The 16,954-nt window shown below is 52.1% G+C and carries 18 protein-coding genes and 1 riboswitch; of the genes, 7 read left to right on the top strand and 11 right to left on the bottom strand.

The features are described 5' to 3' along the window. The first annotated feature begins 49 nt into the window (after positions 1 to 49). From ACE5KN_RS24240 to ACE5KN_RS24225, 4 genes are all read left to right on the top strand, one after another. The gene (locus tag ACE5KN_RS24240) at positions 50 to 343 is read left to right on the top strand and encodes a hypothetical protein (RefSeq protein WP_375525484.1); all 294 of its coding nucleotides are present in this window, start codon (positions 50 to 52) and stop codon (positions 341 to 343) included. Beyond that, positions 310 to 1,137 carry a mechanosensitive ion channel family protein gene (locus ACE5KN_RS24235; RefSeq protein WP_375525483.1) on the top strand — a complete coding sequence of 276 codons (828 nt, stop codon included), beginning with the start codon at positions 310 to 312 and terminating at the stop codon, positions 1,135 to 1,137. Before ACE5KN_RS24240 ends, ACE5KN_RS24235 begins: the two co-directional genes overlap by 34 nt. Positions 1,138 to 1,319: 182 nt before the next feature. Then, positions 1,320 to 1,529, top strand: a complete 210-nt coding sequence (locus ACE5KN_RS24230) for a hypothetical protein (protein ID WP_375525482.1) — start codon at positions 1,320 to 1,322, stop codon at positions 1,527 to 1,529. A gap of 61 nt (positions 1,530 to 1,590) precedes the next feature. Next, entirely contained in the window at positions 1,591 to 1,794 is a 204-nt protein-coding gene (locus tag ACE5KN_RS24225; protein ID WP_375525481.1) for a hypothetical protein, read from the top strand. A gap of 750 nt (positions 1,795 to 2,544) precedes the next feature. On the opposite strand, the gene ACE5KN_RS24220 is transcribed toward ACE5KN_RS24225, so the two are convergent. Beyond that, complete coding sequence (locus tag ACE5KN_RS24220; protein WP_375525480.1) at positions 2,545 to 2,928, bottom strand: hypothetical protein; 384 nt, start codon at positions 2,926 to 2,928, stop codon at positions 2,545 to 2,547. Positions 2,929 to 3,180: 252 nt separating this feature from the next. Between ACE5KN_RS24220 and ACE5KN_RS24215 the strand changes: the two genes are divergently transcribed. Further along, positions 3,181 to 4,134 carry a C40 family peptidase gene (locus tag ACE5KN_RS24215; RefSeq protein WP_375525479.1) on the top strand — a complete coding sequence of 318 codons (954 nt, stop codon included), beginning with the start codon at positions 3,181 to 3,183 and terminating at the stop codon, positions 4,132 to 4,134. An 87-nt stretch (positions 4,135 to 4,221) separates the two neighbouring features. Here the strand turns inward: ACE5KN_RS24215 and thiE are convergent, their stop codons facing one another. From thiE to thiM, 3 genes are all read right to left on the bottom strand, one after another. After that, positions 4,222 to 4,833 (bottom strand): thiamine phosphate synthase, encoded by a 612-nt coding sequence (gene thiE / locus ACE5KN_RS24210; protein ID WP_375525563.1) that lies wholly within the window; start codon positions 4,831 to 4,833, stop codon positions 4,222 to 4,224. Between the two features lie 65 nt (positions 4,834 to 4,898). Continuing rightward, entirely contained in the window at positions 4,899 to 5,720 is an 822-nt protein-coding gene (gene thiD, locus ACE5KN_RS24205) for a bifunctional hydroxymethylpyrimidine kinase/phosphomethylpyrimidine kinase (RefSeq protein WP_375525478.1), read from the bottom strand. Between the two features lie 5 nt (positions 5,721 to 5,725). Beyond that, on the bottom strand, positions 5,726 to 6,532 hold the full coding sequence (gene thiM / locus ACE5KN_RS24200; RefSeq protein WP_375525477.1) for a hydroxyethylthiazole kinase: 807 nt from the start codon (positions 6,530 to 6,532) through the stop codon (positions 5,726 to 5,728). Between the two features lie 211 nt (positions 6,533 to 6,743). Continuing rightward, positions 6,744 to 6,848, bottom strand: a riboswitch (TPP riboswitch). A 427-nt stretch (positions 6,849 to 7,275) separates the two neighbouring features. Between thiM and ACE5KN_RS24195 the strand changes: the two genes are divergently transcribed. Together ACE5KN_RS24195 and ACE5KN_RS24190 are read left to right on the top strand one after the other, a co-directional pair. Beyond that, positions 7,276 to 7,476, top strand: a complete 201-nt coding sequence (locus ACE5KN_RS24195) for a cold-shock protein (protein WP_017813974.1) — start codon at positions 7,276 to 7,278, stop codon at positions 7,474 to 7,476. A gap of 107 nt (positions 7,477 to 7,583) precedes the next feature. After that, the gene (locus tag ACE5KN_RS24190) at positions 7,584 to 7,799 is read left to right on the top strand and encodes a cold-shock protein (RefSeq protein WP_355318760.1); all 216 of its coding nucleotides are present in this window, start codon (positions 7,584 to 7,586) and stop codon (positions 7,797 to 7,799) included. Positions 7,800 to 7,872: 73 nt separating this feature from the next. Here the strand turns inward: ACE5KN_RS24190 and ACE5KN_RS24185 are convergent, their stop codons facing one another. The 7 genes from ACE5KN_RS24185 to ACE5KN_RS24155 form a co-directional block, all read right to left on the bottom strand. Next, complete coding sequence (locus ACE5KN_RS24185) at positions 7,873 to 8,691, bottom strand: alpha/beta fold hydrolase (RefSeq protein WP_375525476.1); 819 nt, start codon at positions 8,689 to 8,691, stop codon at positions 7,873 to 7,875. Between the two features lie 117 nt (positions 8,692 to 8,808). Beyond that, positions 8,809 to 9,228: a TM2 domain-containing protein gene (locus ACE5KN_RS24180; RefSeq protein WP_375525475.1), complete on the bottom strand. Its 420-nt coding sequence runs from the start codon at positions 9,226 to 9,228 to the stop codon at positions 8,809 to 8,811. Further along, complete coding sequence (locus ACE5KN_RS24175) at positions 9,229 to 9,600, bottom strand: TM2 domain-containing protein (protein ID WP_375525474.1); 372 nt, start codon at positions 9,598 to 9,600, stop codon at positions 9,229 to 9,231. A gap of 87 nt (positions 9,601 to 9,687) precedes the next feature. Next, positions 9,688 to 10,908 carry an anaerobic sulfatase maturase gene (locus ACE5KN_RS24170; RefSeq protein ID WP_375525473.1) on the bottom strand — a complete coding sequence of 407 codons (1,221 nt, stop codon included), beginning with the start codon at positions 10,906 to 10,908 and terminating at the stop codon, positions 9,688 to 9,690. A gap of 240 nt (positions 10,909 to 11,148) precedes the next feature. Further along, a complete protein-coding gene (locus tag ACE5KN_RS24165) occupies positions 11,149 to 11,991 on the bottom strand; it encodes a hypothetical protein (RefSeq protein ID WP_375525472.1) in 843 nt (280 codons plus the stop codon). A 119-nt stretch (positions 11,992 to 12,110) separates the two neighbouring features. Continuing rightward, positions 12,111 to 13,082, bottom strand: coding sequence for a LacI family DNA-binding transcriptional regulator (locus ACE5KN_RS24160; protein WP_375525471.1), 972 nt, complete (start codon positions 13,080 to 13,082; stop codon positions 12,111 to 12,113). A gap of 81 nt (positions 13,083 to 13,163) precedes the next feature. Further along, on the bottom strand, positions 13,164 to 16,529 hold the full coding sequence (locus tag ACE5KN_RS24155) for a GH36-type glycosyl hydrolase domain-containing protein (RefSeq protein ID WP_375525562.1): 3,366 nt from the start codon (positions 16,527 to 16,529) through the stop codon (positions 13,164 to 13,166). Between the last annotated feature and the right edge of the window lie 425 nt (positions 16,530 to 16,954).

Raw genomic sequence — 16,954 nt, 5'->3', positions numbered from 1 at the left:
AAAATGGCACTGTGCTAAAATGAACCATTATTTTTCCCGGAGGTTATACATGATTTTGGAATGGTTCACACAGCTGCCTGATCGACTAAGATGGGTTGACCTATTGGCGGCAGCTGGAATTATGGTGCTGTTTCTGGTTTTTCAGAGAGTGTTCACGCGGTATTTGTTTTCTTTTCTCATGAAAAAGATCGGTGAAGACAGAGGAGTTGCCAAGTGGGCGGCGGCGTTTGAGAAGCCGCTGCAGTATATTTTTCTGCTGGTTGGCGCCTATCTGCAGTCGTCTATTATGTCCCTGAACAGTGGGCGTGGATGGGCGTTTTTAACCGGCTTGTGCGCAGTATAGGCATTATTTTGGCGGGATGGGGAATTTATAATGTATCTGCCGCTTCTTCAGTCATGCTGGAAAGCATCAGCAAAAAGATCGGACTGGATGATGCGAGCATGCTCATTCCTTTTCTGTCCAAAGTGATCCGCTTTGTCGTCATTGTGCTGATGGTTACCGTTGTCGGGGGTGAATGGGGCTTCAGCATCAACGGTTTGGTGGCAGGAATGGGACTAGGCAGTTTGGCCGTTGCCCTGGCTGCCAAGGAGACGCTGGGGAACATCCTCGGCGGCATTGTCATTATCACAGAAAAGCCTTTTGCCAAAGGAGACTGGATACAGACGCCAAGTGTCGAGGGAATTGTAGAAGATATCACGTTTCGGAGCTCGAAAATCCGTACCTTCGCCCATTCGTTGGTGACGGTCCCCAACGCCACGCTTGCTGATCAGCCTATCACCAACTGGAGCAGAATGGGAAAAAGGCAGATTACCTTCTCCCTGAAAGTTGCTCTGGACACGGACAGGGAACGGTTGGCCGCGGCTCAGCGGCGGCTTGAGCGCATGCTGCTCGAAGATGACCGGATAGACCCCGGTACGATAATTGTTCGCTTCAGAGATTTTAACGACAGCAATCTGGGCATCTTTTTCTACTTTTTCACCAAAACCACGGTCTGGACCGAACACCTGGCAGTTCGGGAAGACATTAACCTGGCGGTTCTGCAGGTCCTGGATGAAGAAGGTATAAGTCTGGCTTATCCAATACAGCGGCTGTTCATTGAAGAGGAGGACAAACGGTTGGAAGTGGCTGGAGCATAGAATATATAAGAAGGCACAGACCTTGAATCGGTCCGTGCCTTCTTGCTGTTTAAATACCGTGCACACTGCGTGTCACGATTTCCGTCAATTCGGATTTTTGCGTTTCATACTGCTTGAATGCCGACTTTACTTGGCTTGATTATATGGTATACTTGTTTTAGATATGAATGGAGGTTTTGGACATGAGCAATATCGTATCATTTCCTAACCGTAATGTCGAAGAGACAGATCCCATGGCTGGCTTAAAAAAAAGAATTCAAGAACGTTTTGGTGTTACGCTGCATGAATACATCGGACCTGAAGGAAAACGATCACCCGAAATCCAGGAAAAAATTAATAAAGCAATGCAAAAAGAAACCATTCGAATAGCATCGAACAACATAAAGCGTTGACAAAATCCACATTACATTCTGTGGATTTTTTTATTTAATATATCAAGGGGGAAGCCAACTAATGGACAAGTTTAAGCGTGGCTATGTCGCATGGGGCACAATACCGGAGGTAATACATACAACTGAAACGCCAAGACCCGGTTTTTTCTTAACAGGTAAGCATTTATACATAGCTTTACACGATTATGATTTCCCGGATATTAGACCAGAAAGTGTTTTAGTAGTTCCTAATAACTCAACTTTCGCAGAGCCCAAATCCACTTAAACCTTTGTAGCTACTGGGTTGGACTCCGCCTAATCATCCGTGCTTGACAGTCAAGCCGCCAGCCGATTGTGGCAAGGCATGTGAACCTGCTGTCCGGGGGCTTTGCACGATTATCCCATTCGATCAGGTAAAGAAAAACAGAAAGCCGGGAACCGAAAATATACTTTAAGGAGCGCTAAAGAAAATAACGGATCAAATGAGGTGCGAAAATGCCTGTTGTTATGCGATCAGGACAAACGGATGGGTCTATTATTTTTGGGATCATGTCTTATGGGGAAGCAGATCGGTTCGAGATGATGAGGCGATCTTAGGAGAAGACAGAGCGTTTAGGTGATGTGAAGCAAACCGAAAGAGAAAGAGCAGGGGAGCAAGGCACCGCAACCTCAACCCCCGTCTTCTGATCAAAAGGGATAATCGTGCAAAGCGGTATGAAGAGGCAGTAGGCAACGGACACCCGACACCACACCTCTATAGACACCCATCTCACTCTGGCTACTAGACTCTGAGGGGGGCGATCCCTTTCTTCCAAGAAAGCGGTCTGCTTTGTTTCAGCGTCAACCCCGGCAGTAAATCTCCGTTTTACCCCGTTATATCAGAGCATGTTTGCCGATTTAACGCTGCGAAAGTTGAGTAAGTAATAGTTATCCTCGGTTTGCGGTGCAAGCTCAATAAAGTTCAGACGACAACTAGGGGGAAATAAGAAAAAGGCACGAACCTTCTTCAAAAGAAAGGTCCGTGCCTTCTTGCTGTTTAAATACCGTGCACACTGCGTGTCACGATTTCCGTCAATTCGGATTTTTGCGCTTCATACTGCTGCCGTGTAATACTGCCTTGGGCAAGGCGTTGATTGAGCTGGTCTGTCAGCTCCGCCACTTGCAGGCGGATAGCCCGGTTCACATCGGCACCGGTCTCACCTGCGATATCGGCCATTGTTTTGCCGTCATACAATGCATTATATAATTCTTCGTCTGAGGAAAGACCCAGTACCTGTACAATGTCTTCTTTAACAGCCTTGGCTGACAGCTGCTTGGACTTCACGGCCGTGCTGGCGGACGCTGTGCTGCTGCCCATGGTTTCGCCGATAGAGATGGCAAAGGCGAGTGTGCTGAATATAAGTATCCTTTTCAAATTCATAAGTAATCTCCTTCTTCTTTTCATGAACTTCATGTTTATGATGGCATGTGTCCATTAATGATGCTGGAGTGGAAGGCGGCTTACATGTTGTATTGTAACAGCCCAATCTTAAATGAAGCTTAAAGCAACTTAAAAATCTACCAAACTGAACCCGGCCCGGTCTAACGATACAAAATTACACTCAAACGGGCGCATAAAGTTCATGCCTTTGTCCAACCTATCCTTAGCGCAAAAAGGAAAGGGGTACAACGCATGTTATTTCGATCAGGGTGCATGTGCATCGGGAAGATGATGATTGCGGGAGCTGTCGTTGCCTTGCTGGGCAGCGGCTGTGCAAGCTCCGCCAATCAGCAGACCAGCAAGACGGAGCCTGCCAGGCTGGGGACCAAACAGAACGGCGCCAGCCATATCCGGATGATGGCCGCTGACGGCAGTACGATGCATGATATTCGCGCCTACAAAGACGGGCAGAATAAAGTGTGGCTGCCTGTCAAGGATACGATGCAGTCCTTTAATTACAAGCTGCATCAGGGCAAGGATGGAGGGTATTTGATCGGGGACACCGATCCCGTATATGCCGTTCACGCGGGAAAGAAGGAAGCAAGGGCAGGGGACCGTATCCTGCAGCTGCCCGAAGCGCCTAAACAAATTGGCGGCAGACCTTATATAACAAGCGAGTCATTATCCCAACTGCTCGGCACCAATGTGCAATGGGATCAGGGGCGCTCACAGGTGCGGATTTATCCGCCGGACAATCCAGGCCAGCAGGAAACAAAGGCTTCGGGGAAGGGTTCCCTCAAAGAGCTTTCCTTGACAGCGTCCGACCGGACCCAACTCATCAGTTATTGTGAAAAATTTTCAGGCACTCCTTACGAATTCGGAGCTCCGGATTATGCAGAGCATCACACTTTTGATTGTTCTTCTTTTGTACAGCATGTGTTTAATCACTTCAATATAGAGCTGCCCAGGTCGTCCATCTCGCAATCCGGAGTTGGCACAACGGTGGCGCAGCAGGATTTGCAGCAAGGGGATTTGATGTTTTTTTACACGCCGGGACGATATGCAACGAACCGCACCGTCGGTCATGTAGGCATCTATGCGGGAAATAACAAAATCCTGCACACCTATGGGGACCCTGGCGTGACGGTTACCGACTTTAACGATTATTGGAAGGGACGCTTTCTGTTTGCCAAAAGAGTTCAGTGAAAAAGAAAGCTGTACTCACGGGACTGCCCAGCCCGATAGCCTGGCGGCTTGGGACAATCCCTTTATGCTGTTTGCTTCATTCGCTTGCTAGGTGGCCCTGCCATACAGAGCGGTAAAAGCCGCTGCCGCCAGTCCGGGTTCTTCGGCCTGAGAAATCGCTGAAATGACGGATACTCCATCCGCTCCGGCGGCAAGAACAGGCGGTGCTTTCTCGGGCGTGATCCCGCCGATACCAACAAGCGGAATGGTGATGCCGTGGCTGCGCAGCTCCTGAATAAGGAGCGGCCCTTGCACGGGGCGGGCGTCGCTTTTGGACAGGGTCGGGTACATGGGACCGACGCCGAGATAATCCGCCCCGTCGGCAATGGCGCGCCCGGCTTCTTCCACCGAGTGTGCGGACACCCCGACAATGGCCTCATGCCCAAGCCTGCTGCGCAGGGAAGCTGCGGGCGCATCCTCTTGTCCGACGTGTATCCCGTCGGCACCGAGGACCGCTGCCATGTCCACATCATCATTGACGATGAAGGGTACGCCTGCTTCCCGGCACACAGCCTGCAGCTCCCGCGCCAGCTCGTAAGCCGCCTGCCCGGTCAGAGAGCCAGCTCCCTTTTCCCTGAATTGGAACATGGTGACGCCGCCCGCGATTGCTTCACGCAGAACTGTCACGGGATTTCTGCCAGCACAGTTGACACTGCCCATAATGAAATACACGGCAAGCTGTCGACGCAGCCAGCCCGGGTCGATGCGCACGTTATAGGAATCGTTCAATTCAGCACACCACCGTTCTGTGAGCGTCTTTGCCGGTAAGCAAAATGGTTCGTCGGTCCATGGCCTGAGCCGATGCCGAGGCTGTCCTCAATCGCTGCCTGAATGAAATCCTTGGCGACCCGAACAGCTTCAATCGCGGACAGCCCGCTTGCCAGACCGGCCGTAATCGCTGCGGAATAGGTGCAGCCGGTGCCGTGTGTCGCCTCTGTGCGTATCCGCAGACTTTCAAACACCGTAAATCCAGTGCCGTCATACAAAAGATCCCTGGCCAGTTCCCCGCCGGCATGCCCGCCCTTCATGATGACCATATCCGGCCCCATGTTGTGGATGCGCCGTGCCGCTTCCCTGATATCTTCGGCTTTGTACAGCTGCATACCGGTGAGCATTTCCGCCTCGGGCAGGTTCGGGGTAATGATTAGTGCGAGCGGAAACAGGTCACGGATCAGGGTCGTTACGGCGTCAGCCTTTAGCAAGGACGCCCCGCCCTTGGCGACCATAACGGGATCAATGACGAGATTGCCCCATCCGTAATGGGCGATTCGATCCGCAATCGCCTCAATGATATCCGCACTGAACAACATGCCGGTCTTTACGGCATCCGGCGTGAGATCTTTGCCGATCGAATCAAGCTGGCGGGCGACCGCTTCGGGCGTGAGCGGGAAGACTCCCTGCACACCCAGTGTATTCTGCGCAGTAGCTGCCGTGAGGGCGGACATGCCGTAAACGCCAAGCTCCTGGAAGGTTTTGAGATCCGCCTGAATGCCTGCGCCGCCGCCGCTGTCGGAACCGGCGATGGTTAGTGCTTTCGCTATCGTCATACCGCTCACCCTAAGCTTTCCGGCACCCGGGTGATGGAGGACAGCCGGCGCAGGCTTTCTTCATCCACCAGGGACAGCTGGTTCAGAAATTCGATCTGAAAGCTGCCCGGTCCCTGGCCTTCTGTGCGGGCTGCTGCAAGTTCCGCAGCAACGCCATAGAAGGATACGGCTTCAGCCGCCGCTTCCAGCTGCCGCTCGCCGGCCACAGCCAGGAATGCCGCTACGACCGAGCTGAGCAGACAGCCGGCTCCGGTCACCTTGGTGAGGAGCGCATGTCCATTGGCAATGAGAAAGGTCGTGGATCCGTCGGTGACGATGTCTTCCTTTCCGGTGGCAATGACGATACAATCCAGCTTGCGGGCGGCTTTACGGGCGAGCTGCAGCGCATCTCCCGAACCTTGACCGGCGTCCACGCCTTTAACCTCCCAATGATCGCCGGCGACATTGGCGACTTCAGCGGCATTGCCGCGCAGCGCGGTAATATTTATATCGGAGACCAGCTGATGGGTGGTTGCGGTACGGAAGGGCGTCGCTCCCGCCCCGACAGGGTCCAGGACGACAGGAATACCTTGTGCATTGGCAGCTTGCCCGGCAAGGGTCATCGCCTTGATGGAATGGGGGTTCAACGTGCCGATGTTCAGCGAGACGGCACCTGCCATCGCGGCGATATCGGCCACCTCCTCGTGCGAATCCGCCATAAACGGCGAAGCTCCCAATGCCAGCAGCCCATTGGCAGTAAAATTCGTGACCACGATATTAGTGATGTTGTGAATAAGCGGATTTTGTTCCCTTACTTTAGTCAGGAATTGCATATCTTATTCCTCCCTCAATAAATTAATGCTGTCTACGTTTTTCTGGCGGGCATCCGGTGTTGCTGCAAAGTGACGTAACCTTCCTCGGTTTGCGCGCGTGGAGGATGATTTCTCCGCGGTCGGGCTTCTTTTACACGCAAAAGACCCGTCCATTTCCGGAGAAAAGGACGGGTCCACAAAAAATAATTAATACGGGCCAATTAATGCCGCTGGACGTTTCGTCTCACTTTCCTCCGCTGGTATGATCCAGATCAGGTGCAAAGGGTCCGAAGCGTACAGCTTCGTCTCAGCCTGGAAGGCTCCCCTAGTGATTGAACAAGTCTCTATTCGATTCATGACTGCATATACTATATACATGTTGAGCGCAGATTGTAAAGGTTCAAAAATAAGCGGAACATTTTTTTCAGCAGGGGGTATAGAAACGGAAAAGCAGGAAATAAATAAGATAGGCAAGTGTCCCCTAAAACTTGATAATGACCAGACACGATGGCGATACAGGGAAAAAGCAGCGTTACGTAAGCATCTCCGCTTAAGCGAATACATAGGAGAAAATGTTATTTTTCGCTAGCTGGTAATTGTATTCTAAGTGTGCTATAATGAAATTACTGGAATACGACGGACCTGCATTCGCATATTGTAGAGGGTTATTGTCTTGGGTTAAGGGTAACCTTGTACAATATGTGAATTTTTATTTTTGCACAAAAATAAAGGTCATATAAATATTTATTTGGAGGTATTTCCACATGCAAACAGGAACAGTTAAGTGGTTTAACGCAGAGAAAGGCTTTGGTTTTATTGAGGTTGAAGGCGGTAACGATGTATTCGTACACTTCAGCGCAATCCAAGGCGACGGTTTCAAAACATTGGACGAAGGCCAACGTGTCGAGTTCAATGTTGTTGAAGGAAACCGCGGACCACAAGCTGAGAACGTTGTAAAACTGTAATTCTGCCCTGCTGCCCCGAACTCTTGTTTGGGGCTTTTCTTTTCTGGCGGAGGGACAGATATCTTTAAATCGCTTTATAACAATTCATGGGAAAAGAGGGGACTTTCATGTACAATTCGCGCAAAAAACCAATGGAAGAGACTCCAGAGGAGATCACTGTAATTTGGTCTTGCACCAGTGATACGTGTAAGGGCTGGATGAGAGATAATTTTGCATTCTCTGCTCAGCCAACCTGTTCTCTATGCGGTTCCGTGATGGAGAAAAGCGAGAAAAAGCTAGTCGTGCTTGTCAATACCGCCTTCCCGCCAGCCAAGAATAGTTAAGATTACAGCCATTATCCGTTTTAATCAGGGGCACCGACCAAAGGTCGGTGCCTTTTCATGTCTGCCGAATGGACTAAGAGGACTGAGGATACTGCAAAATATGCAGGAGCGTACGGTTGAACAGCTCCAGCTCATCGTAAAACACCGCATGACCGCTGTGAGCGAAGCGGATCAGGCGTGACCCGCGAATGCCCTGCTGCATTTGGAGGGCCAACGGATACAGGGCGATTTGGTCAAGCGCGCCATGCAAAATCCAGGTTGGCGCCTGAATTTGTGCAAGGTCAGGACGCAGGTCTTCATCCCTGAAGGTGCGGGCAGCCATGGCGGTGCCATGCAGTGAAGCCTGCAATCCGAGGTTTTGCGTCCATTCCCTGAAGTAGGGGCTGATCTGGCTCGCGAAGAATTTCTCCCCGAAGTCGTGAAGCATCTGCGGTCTGTCGCGGTAGGTCTGCTCAATGAGCTGAGTCACCTCCGAAGCCGGCAGCCCGTAAGGAAAGTCGGCTCTTCGGGTCAGGGAAGGAGCGGCGGCATCCAGCAGGATAAGCTGGGATACGCCATATCCCTGGTGTCGGCTCATGTACCTGATCGCAATGGCTCCTCCTATGGAGAACCCGACCAGCCGGATGCTGCGCAGGCCGAGCACGCGGATGATGGCAAAGACATCATCAGCCAGACGGTCGTAATGGTAGCCGTGCCAAGGGTGATCCGACTGCCCGAACCCCCGCATATCCGGCATAATACAGCGAAACCCGTAATTCGGCAGCAGGGAGCTCTGATATTCATACATACGGTGGTTCAGCGGCCAGCCATGCAGCATCAGCACAGGCTGCCCCGCCCCTATATCCTCAACAAATACCTTGACGTTCGGCTCTACAGCGATATAATACCCCATGCAATTCAGCCCTTCCGCTATAAAAAGTCACTTTCCCTATGATACATATGTCGAAGAAAGGCTCCGCAGACAGTAAAAAAACTGTGCGCCCGAGTTTCCTCAGACGGACAGTTTTTTTTACACCTCTGCTCCCGGATGTTTGGCGCTCAGGCGCAGCTGGTATATTTGAGCCATGATTTCCTCTTCCGCACGTTGGTTCCATTCACGCACCATTCGGGGCATCAGGAACAGGTCGACGATGACCCACACCGTCAGCGTCCCGCCGAACAACACCAGCAGAATCCCTGACAGCATCATGAACGCCCCGCCTTCTACTTCCGCTGCAACAGCGAACACTACATAAAAGATAAATGCCAGAATAAACAGGACAAGCTGAACAACAGCTGTGGCAACTCTTTTCAGATAAAAGCGGTGTACGCCCAAATGCCCTCCGATCAGCATGAGATAGGCGAGTGCAAGGGACTTTTCCGTATCCCGCATGGCCGAATTTAAAATCAGCATCTCATTGACGGTTAACTGGTGTTTGGTCAGCTTCATTTAGAACACCACATGGTTATCATGGTTGTTATAGTTATTATAATTATCAAAGCCTCTTCTGGCCGTAATTTCGTGGATCAGCCGGTCTTCCACTCTTTCGTTGTGCTCTTTAACCCATGTATGGATAAGGAACGCATCCACAATCCACCAGATCGAGGTAATAATCAGTCCGACCATGGTGATTGAAAGGATCAGTTGCGCGACGGCGCTGCCGGTTCTTTTCATGTAAAACCGATGAGCTCCGAAAACGCCAAGGAAATACCAGAGCACGTATGCGACGACCATATTTTTCCCTTGGGCTTTGACTTCGGATTCCAGCAGCATGAGCTCTCTGGTATCCAGTTGACTTTTCCTAACAATATTGTAGTTCAATCGACATAACCCCCGTTGTTGATATGACAGTAAAATCAAATCCATCTTATCAGATTTTGTAAAGGGTGGCGAGGTAATTTATGTATTTTATGCCCCACAGCATACTTTGGATTTTTTGCCGCTTCCGCACAGGCAAGGCGCATTTCTTGGCGGCCGCTTGACTCCTTCCCGTTTGAGCACCTTCGTGGCCAGCTTGCGCATCCGAGCTTCACCGTAGGAATACACAAGGGAATAGCTTTCACAGAAATAATCTACTCCTGCTTCACGCGCGCTTCCCGACCCGACCCGATTGCGCGGGCATCCGCCCTGACAATAATGAAGAAAACGGCACTGTCGGCATTGATCGTTCACCCGGCTCTTGGCTTGAATAAAGCTGCTCCATTTCTCCCGGGTCATCAATTGCTGAAGAGTATCGGTCCGCATATTTCCTAACCTGTGCTCGGGGTCCAAATAGAAATCGCAGGGATAGGCGTCCCCGTTCTGCTCCAGCACCAGCATGGAAGAGCAGGTGCTCCTGTGCGTGCATAACTCCGGTTCAAGACCGACAAGCTTTTGCAGCCAATTATCAAAAAAACGGATCGACAGCGTGGGATCTCCGTCCTCATACCAAATATCAAAAACCTCGCATAAGAAATGCCCGTATTGACGCGGGGAGATCAGATATCTGCCTTGCGTGGTGGCATCCTGTGAGCGAAAATCCATACATGGGATAAACTGAATGTGAGAAAAATCGTTCTCCGCGATCCAGCTCATGAGTTCCCCTGGCCTTTCAATATTATCCTCATGCAGCACCGTTAGAATATTATATGGAACCCAGGCTTGCCCCAGTTCCTCAATTCCGGCCATCACTCTGTTGTAAGAGCCGGCCCCGGAGCCGGTTATGCGGCGCTTGTCATGAATAGCCCTGGGTCCGTCCACACTGACACCGAGCAAAAATGAATAGCGCTTGAAAAAAGCGGCCCACGCTTTGTCCACGAGCGTTCCGTTCGTTTGCACAGCATTGCTGATAATTGTATGGGGAAGGGCATACCGGGCCTGAAAGGAGACCACCTGCTCAAAGAATGACAACCCTGCCAATAAAGGCTCTCCTCCCTGCCACACAAAGGATACCCCGCCTGAGCCTGCCTCCATCATCTGGCGGATGACCGTTTCCAGCAAATCGCGGTCAATCGTCCGGATTTTCTGCCCTGGCGTGCCCTTGCAAGTACTGTAATAACAGTAATCGCAGGCCAGATTGCAATCTTCGGAGACGGTTTTCCACATCAGTGAGCGGGGAGCGCGGGGGAGGGAAGCGGATTCAAAATTCATGAGGGCCAGCTCCTTCTCATCATAAGATCAACACATTTTAGTAAAGTGAGCCTGTTTGTGCAATGATCGATATTATAGACAGAACTGTGGGTTGATGCAGATGGGGCGTATGCCTGAAATAACAAAGAAGCTGTTTCGCAGCCTGCTCCTGCTTGCGAAACAGCTTCCTTTATTTTTAAGAGGGAGTTGTGAGAAAAGTGAAAATACGCGCTGTTATTCTCGCTCGTGCTGCTGTGGTTGTTACTCGGACTGATCTTCTGCTTTTGCAGGCTTCTCAGGGTGCTCGCCATTCACCATCTGGGTAACCCGGTTTTCCAGCTCAGTCTTCCGTGCTTCATACTGTTCGTCTGTCAGTTTTCCTTCTTCAAGCTGTGCGTTAAGCTTCTCGGTCATGGAGGATACCAGCAGATCAATGACATCATCCACATCTACATTTTGCTCTTCCGCGATGTTGGCCAAAGAGGACCCTTCTTTGATTGCCGCTTTCAGCTCGTCGGTGGTCAGACCGAAGAGATCTGCAAGCTCTTCGCTGTCTCCGAACATGCCGCCACCCATCATGCCGCCACGGCCATGTCCCATGCCGAATCCGCCTTTGCCTTCAAGCATTTTGGCAGCCATGTCCGCAAAGTCGGGAGTCTTGGCAGTCTGTGAATCTGTGCTGCTATCATTGCTGCTATTGTCAGAAGTTTCTTTGGCTGGCCGATTCGCCGGTATATTCTCCTCCAGCCATGCTTGCAGCTTGGACTTCAGGTCTTCAGTGGAAACGCCTTGCTCATCTGCTATTTCCGCCAATGTCTTTTCTTTCAGCTCAGACTTGAGTGTGTCCGCATCCAGGGACAGCCACTCCTGAAGCTGGGTCTGCAGCTCGTCCGAACCGAAGCCGAAGCCTCCTCTCGGACCGTGCCCGCCGGCTCCCCGGCTGCCTTGATCAGCCGATTTGTCTTGAACTGCAGCTGTCGCGTCAGCCGCCTGCGCCGGTTGGGTAAACCAGATGCCGGCCCCTGTAAGTACGGCAAGCGCCATGCTTCCTGCCAGAATAGCTTTTTTCGTATTCCTGCTGTTTGGTTTTGAAATGTTATTCATGCTGTCTGATCGCCACCTTCCCGTTTTGTTTTGTGGTACAGGACCTATCATAAAACAGGAAAATGAGTCCAGTCTTAAACCCCGCTGAACGTTTGCTGAATGTCTTTAGAGAATCCGGTTTATGGCTGTACCTTTCTTGCAGAATCCCCTTTGACCAGCGTGACATAAATCCGTTCATGCTCCACCGGCTGCCCTGCCAGAATATCGAGCAGCTGCCCGGCGGCTACCGCCCCCCATTTTCGTTTCGAGTAATCGATGGTAGAGAGGCGCGGCTGCAGGTAATGGGCCAGCTCGATATTATCGAATCCGATCACATGGATATCGCGTCCGATTTCAAGCTCCGTGCCGGCCACTCTGTTGTAGAACCCGACGGCCATTTCGTCATTGAGGCAGAATACGGCGGCTATTCCTTCGAACTCCGAGAGCACCCGCTCGGCAGCCTGCTCGCCACCCGATTTCTCGAAGTTGCCCTGGATCTCGATGCACTCCGCTATCCCGCTGCGCTCAACGGTCTGTCTGACCGCCTGCATCCGCTGCCAGGAATCGTAGGAGCCCTCGGGACCGGTAACGACATAAAAGCGGCGGTGCCCGAGCTCGAGCAGATATTCCACGGCCAGCGTGGCGCCCGCTTTGTTGTCGAGCAGCACCTGGTTAACATTCGGGTGGTTCAGCTCCCGGTCGAGAACGACGATTTTATGCCCGCGCTCGGCATACTGCAGCAGCTCCTCGCTGGAGAAGGTCTGATCCAGCACGATCGCTCCGTCAATCATGCGCTCGGGTAGCATGCGGTGCGACTGCTTGCCGCTGCACACGATCAGATCGTATCCCTTCCGGTTCAGAATCTCCTTGATGCCGTACAATAAATCTCCGTATACGTCACCGCTGAAATCGGTCAGAAACACACCGATGATGCGGGTTTCCCTTTTCTTCAGGTTGCGTGCGGCTGCATTGGGCACATAATTCATTTCTTTAGCGATGGCCAGAATTCTGGCACATGTTTCCGGCGTCACCTTGTCACTGCCGTTCAGGGCATACGAGACGGTCGAGATGGAGACGCCTGCCTTCCGGGCAATATCTTTAATGCTGACCATGGGTGTTCCTCCTCTACTTCAAAAAAAGGAAATGGCGATCATCAAAAGATCGCCATCCTCAGCCAATCCGCAGGATGTTGATTATAGTATGATTTCAATCCGGTTGCCTTCTGCCAGACTGCCTTTCTCAAATTGCAGCCGCGCGATTCTCATGCCGCCTTCGCGGTAACGGTTGCCTTCCGGCGTCCATTCCAGGGGACTGCCATTCAGGACCACCAAGCGCTCCCCGCCATGCAAGCGGTAAAAGAAGGTGACCGGTGTTCCTGCATAGGCAAATCGGAACTCCAATCCGTCCAGCTCGGCGGGCAGCACCGGATCGATGACGAGATCGCCTTCGTGCTGGCGGATGCCCAGGCAGCCGGCGATCAGCTGATTCATATAGATGCCGGGACCGCTGGAATAAATCCGCCAGCCGCCTTTAACCGGAACGGAGCCGTCTTTCAGCTCTGCGAAGCGGTCCTGCGCTTCATATCGGGTCCGGAATTTACCGTCCGAGCTGCTGAAGTACGCGTTGCTTTGCCGCAGCTCTGCATGCGCAACCGTATGCCGGATGCCCACCGGGTTGATGACGCTGAGCCCGTGCCAGGCCTCCTGTGCCCGTCCGAGCTTCGCCATCGCTTCCACGTAGCGGATGTGGGCATGGACATACTGCAGCCCGATTTCCCGTCCGAAATTGGCGGCCTGTTCCGCCCGCTTGAAATGCGTGCTGACGCCGCCGGCATAGAATGCCGGGCGGTTCATAAGGCGCACGCCGTCCGGGCAGAGCAGCTGCTCGCGGATCAGCGCTTCGTGGGCGAGCGCCTGCTCTTCGGTCAGCAGCTCGCTGATCATACTGCGCGTCATCGGCAGCAGGCGGTAGGAGATGCCGGTCTCCGTGTCGGAGGGATGCAGCATCAGCTTCGGTTGGTCCGGATCTTCAAGATAGACGAAGCCGGGGATCACGTCCGAGCCGAGCATGTAGCGTTCAAAATCGCGGCGGATGCCCTCAGCCATATCGTACAGCGCAGCCGCAGCTCCGGCTGACGGGGAAGCGTCCAGCACAGCGGCGAAACGGCTGACGGCCTGATAGGTCAGGGCAACCGTCCAACTGCTGGCCATGTACTGCTTGAGCTGCGCATTGGCAGGCTGCAGCGTATCATCCCAATCCCCGTCCCCGTAGGCGGACAGATGGGTATCATGCAGGAAGTGCTCCCGGATATATTGGATTTCTTTCAGTGCATGCTCCAGTACAGGAGCTCTCTCTTGAGTGAATTCGAAGGTATGCCGGTCCGTGTAGGGCACATTTTCCTCCAGAATACTGTAGTCCCGTGTTGCGGTCAAATAATCCCCGAGCACTTTGAGCGGCCATACGATAATATCTCCGTGACTTTCTTCCTGCTGAATTTTTGCATAGTTGTCGAACATGAACCACTGCGGCCAATTTCCCGTATCCTCGTACTGGTGGCTGAAGACTGTCAGCAGAATGCGGCGGACCTCATCAAAATGCTGGGTCGACAAAAAGTATTCCACAGGACCCTGGCAGACGTCCCGTGTTCCCCAGGCCGCTCCTCCATATTGCTCCAGGCCATGAGGAACGGTGTAATGGACAAGCATGTTATGCGTATACCACCAGGCAAGGGCGTTAAAACGGAAGAGATGCTCCGTTTCTCGTCCGTTTTGCCGCAGCTTGAAGCCGTTCATGAGCGAACCCAGGTAGCGCCGGTATTTTTCCCGCGCTGTTTCCCAATTCTGTGTCTGGACAGCGGCTGTTCGCTTGCCGTACAGCATGGCTTGAACAGTGAGCGTCCATTCGGGAACGCTGTCCAGCTTAAGCACAACAAGGGAAGCGCCGCCGGGCACTGCGCTGCTGTTCAGTACGCGTTCGTCACCTGCTTCAAAGGCTGCCCCCTGCACCTGCATGCTGTACTGCAGGTCGGGATAGACTTCCGCGCTAAGCGCGCCCTGGTCGGCACGGAAGGTGAGGCAGTCGGCGAATTGCTCCATGCGGAATGCCAGTTCGTATTCGTTTACATGCATGGAGATCTGCTGGGTGACCAGGAAGCGGTAAGCGCGTCCGCTTGCGGAGCTTACATGCAGTTGTACATCAGGAGAATCTGTATTTGTACTGTTCGTTATAACCAGCGTATCCTCTTCCAGTTTGTAATACCAGCGTACGTAATTAAAGCCGATCTCAAACAGGGAAGGGAGGGAGAGCAGCCGGTAAATGCCGTCCAGCTCAACGTAAATGCGCTGACCGGAAGTTTTTTGGGCATTCAGTGAGTTTCTGGCATGAGTGATCATTTTATTGAAATTCGTATTGCCCACCACGAGCTGGGAATTGAATACCCCGTACATATAGGAGGTGGTTGTGACGATTTCCTCCCTGGAGCCGAGGTGCCCGCCCATCAGGATATGGCCGTGAGGGCGTTCAACGCGCAGCTCTTTGGCTGGCAGAACGACATGCTCATAGGTATCTGTAAAAAAGGAGAGCAGCTCGTCCTCTTCGCGTTCTTCTTCACGGCGTTCCGGGAAGAGGGCGTTTATCTCCTCTTCGCTCAGCGGGAGCGCAGACAGCGGCGCCCCTTCAGCAAGTGCTGCTCCGGACGAGGCTGTAGCCTGGGACATATCCGCAGGCAGTGCAGCGGCCAGGGTGAGAGAAGCGCTCACCTCTTCGCGGGCCTGGGCCAATACGTCTGTGAACTCGAGCGCCGTCACGGCTGCCGGATGGTCAGCTCTGTACAAGCCGTAAAATACAAAGCTCGCTTTTCCATTCAGGGAGACACGCCCGGATTGAAGCGCCGTATAGGCAAATTCATATTGATAGACTTCATTCGGCAGCGAGTCCCTGAGCAGGGCTTCCGGCTGATCCGTCTTTTTATAGGAAAGGCCGAAGAACTGGAATCCGTCCGTGGAGAAAGCGGCCGCTCCCGTCAAGGAGCCCTGCTGCAAATAAGGGAAGGCCCCCTCCTGCGGCATATTCTGGCGTGAGCATACCGCATATCCCTTCATTTCATCATGATAGACAGTATGATCAATGTACTGGGACAAATACGCCTCATTGCTGCGCACGGCTCCTATGTCGGCTATACCGACATCCTGTCCATAAATCAGATCAGCGGCCACCCCGCTGCCTTCGATTTCAACGTCCCAGAACCAGACATCGCGGCTGCTCAGGCTGAAAATCACTTTATATCCGACATCTTCCGCACAGCCTTCCCACACGATATGATTCCGGTGCTTTCGCATCCGGCTGGCCGAGTGGACACCGAGCAGGGGGAAGGAGCGGATACCGTCAGGTCTATGAAGACGGAGATACAAATTGTTGAGAGAACCGTCAATCTCATTGGATAACAGCTGGTTGATCATCATGCTGCCGGAGCGAATCTGATAAATATCTCCACTGTTCAGAAATTCAAAGCAGAGATTGCCTGCCTGCAGGCGGATTCCGGAGTCGGTGTACATAGTCATGAGCTCATTCCTTTCTTTATTTCTCAAAGCAAAAGCTTCCTCTCGGGCAGTCCCTGCTGTCAGGCACCGCATAAACAGATAACAAGAAATCGAAACGTTTCTACAAAGGGGTTAAGTGGATTATATCTGCTTCCGAAAAGGGAGTCAAACGGAAGATGAGTGGCTATTTCGTCGAAAGTTAAGCGTTTTCAGGCTGATATATGTGTATATCCGATCATTTTTCCATGCGTTAAAATATTCCCGAACCCTATTGAATACGGTTTCATTTTGCTTTATAATGACAATCGAAACGTTTCTATAACAAATCATCACAATATACTGTACATGGATTTGGGGTTGTGAAAAACGGCAAACCTGTAAGCGGTGTATTCTGCTAATAATTATGTTGGCGGGCCTGCATACAAGCATTTCCGGACATATTACTT

The sequence above is a fragment of the Paenibacillus terreus genome (genome assembly GCF_042138595.1).
Classification (GTDB): Bacteria; Bacillota; Bacilli; order Paenibacillales; family Paenibacillaceae; genus Paenibacillus; species Paenibacillus terreus.
Note: the sequence above shows the minus strand (reverse complement) of the source record. Positions and strands in the feature narration are given on the sequence as shown.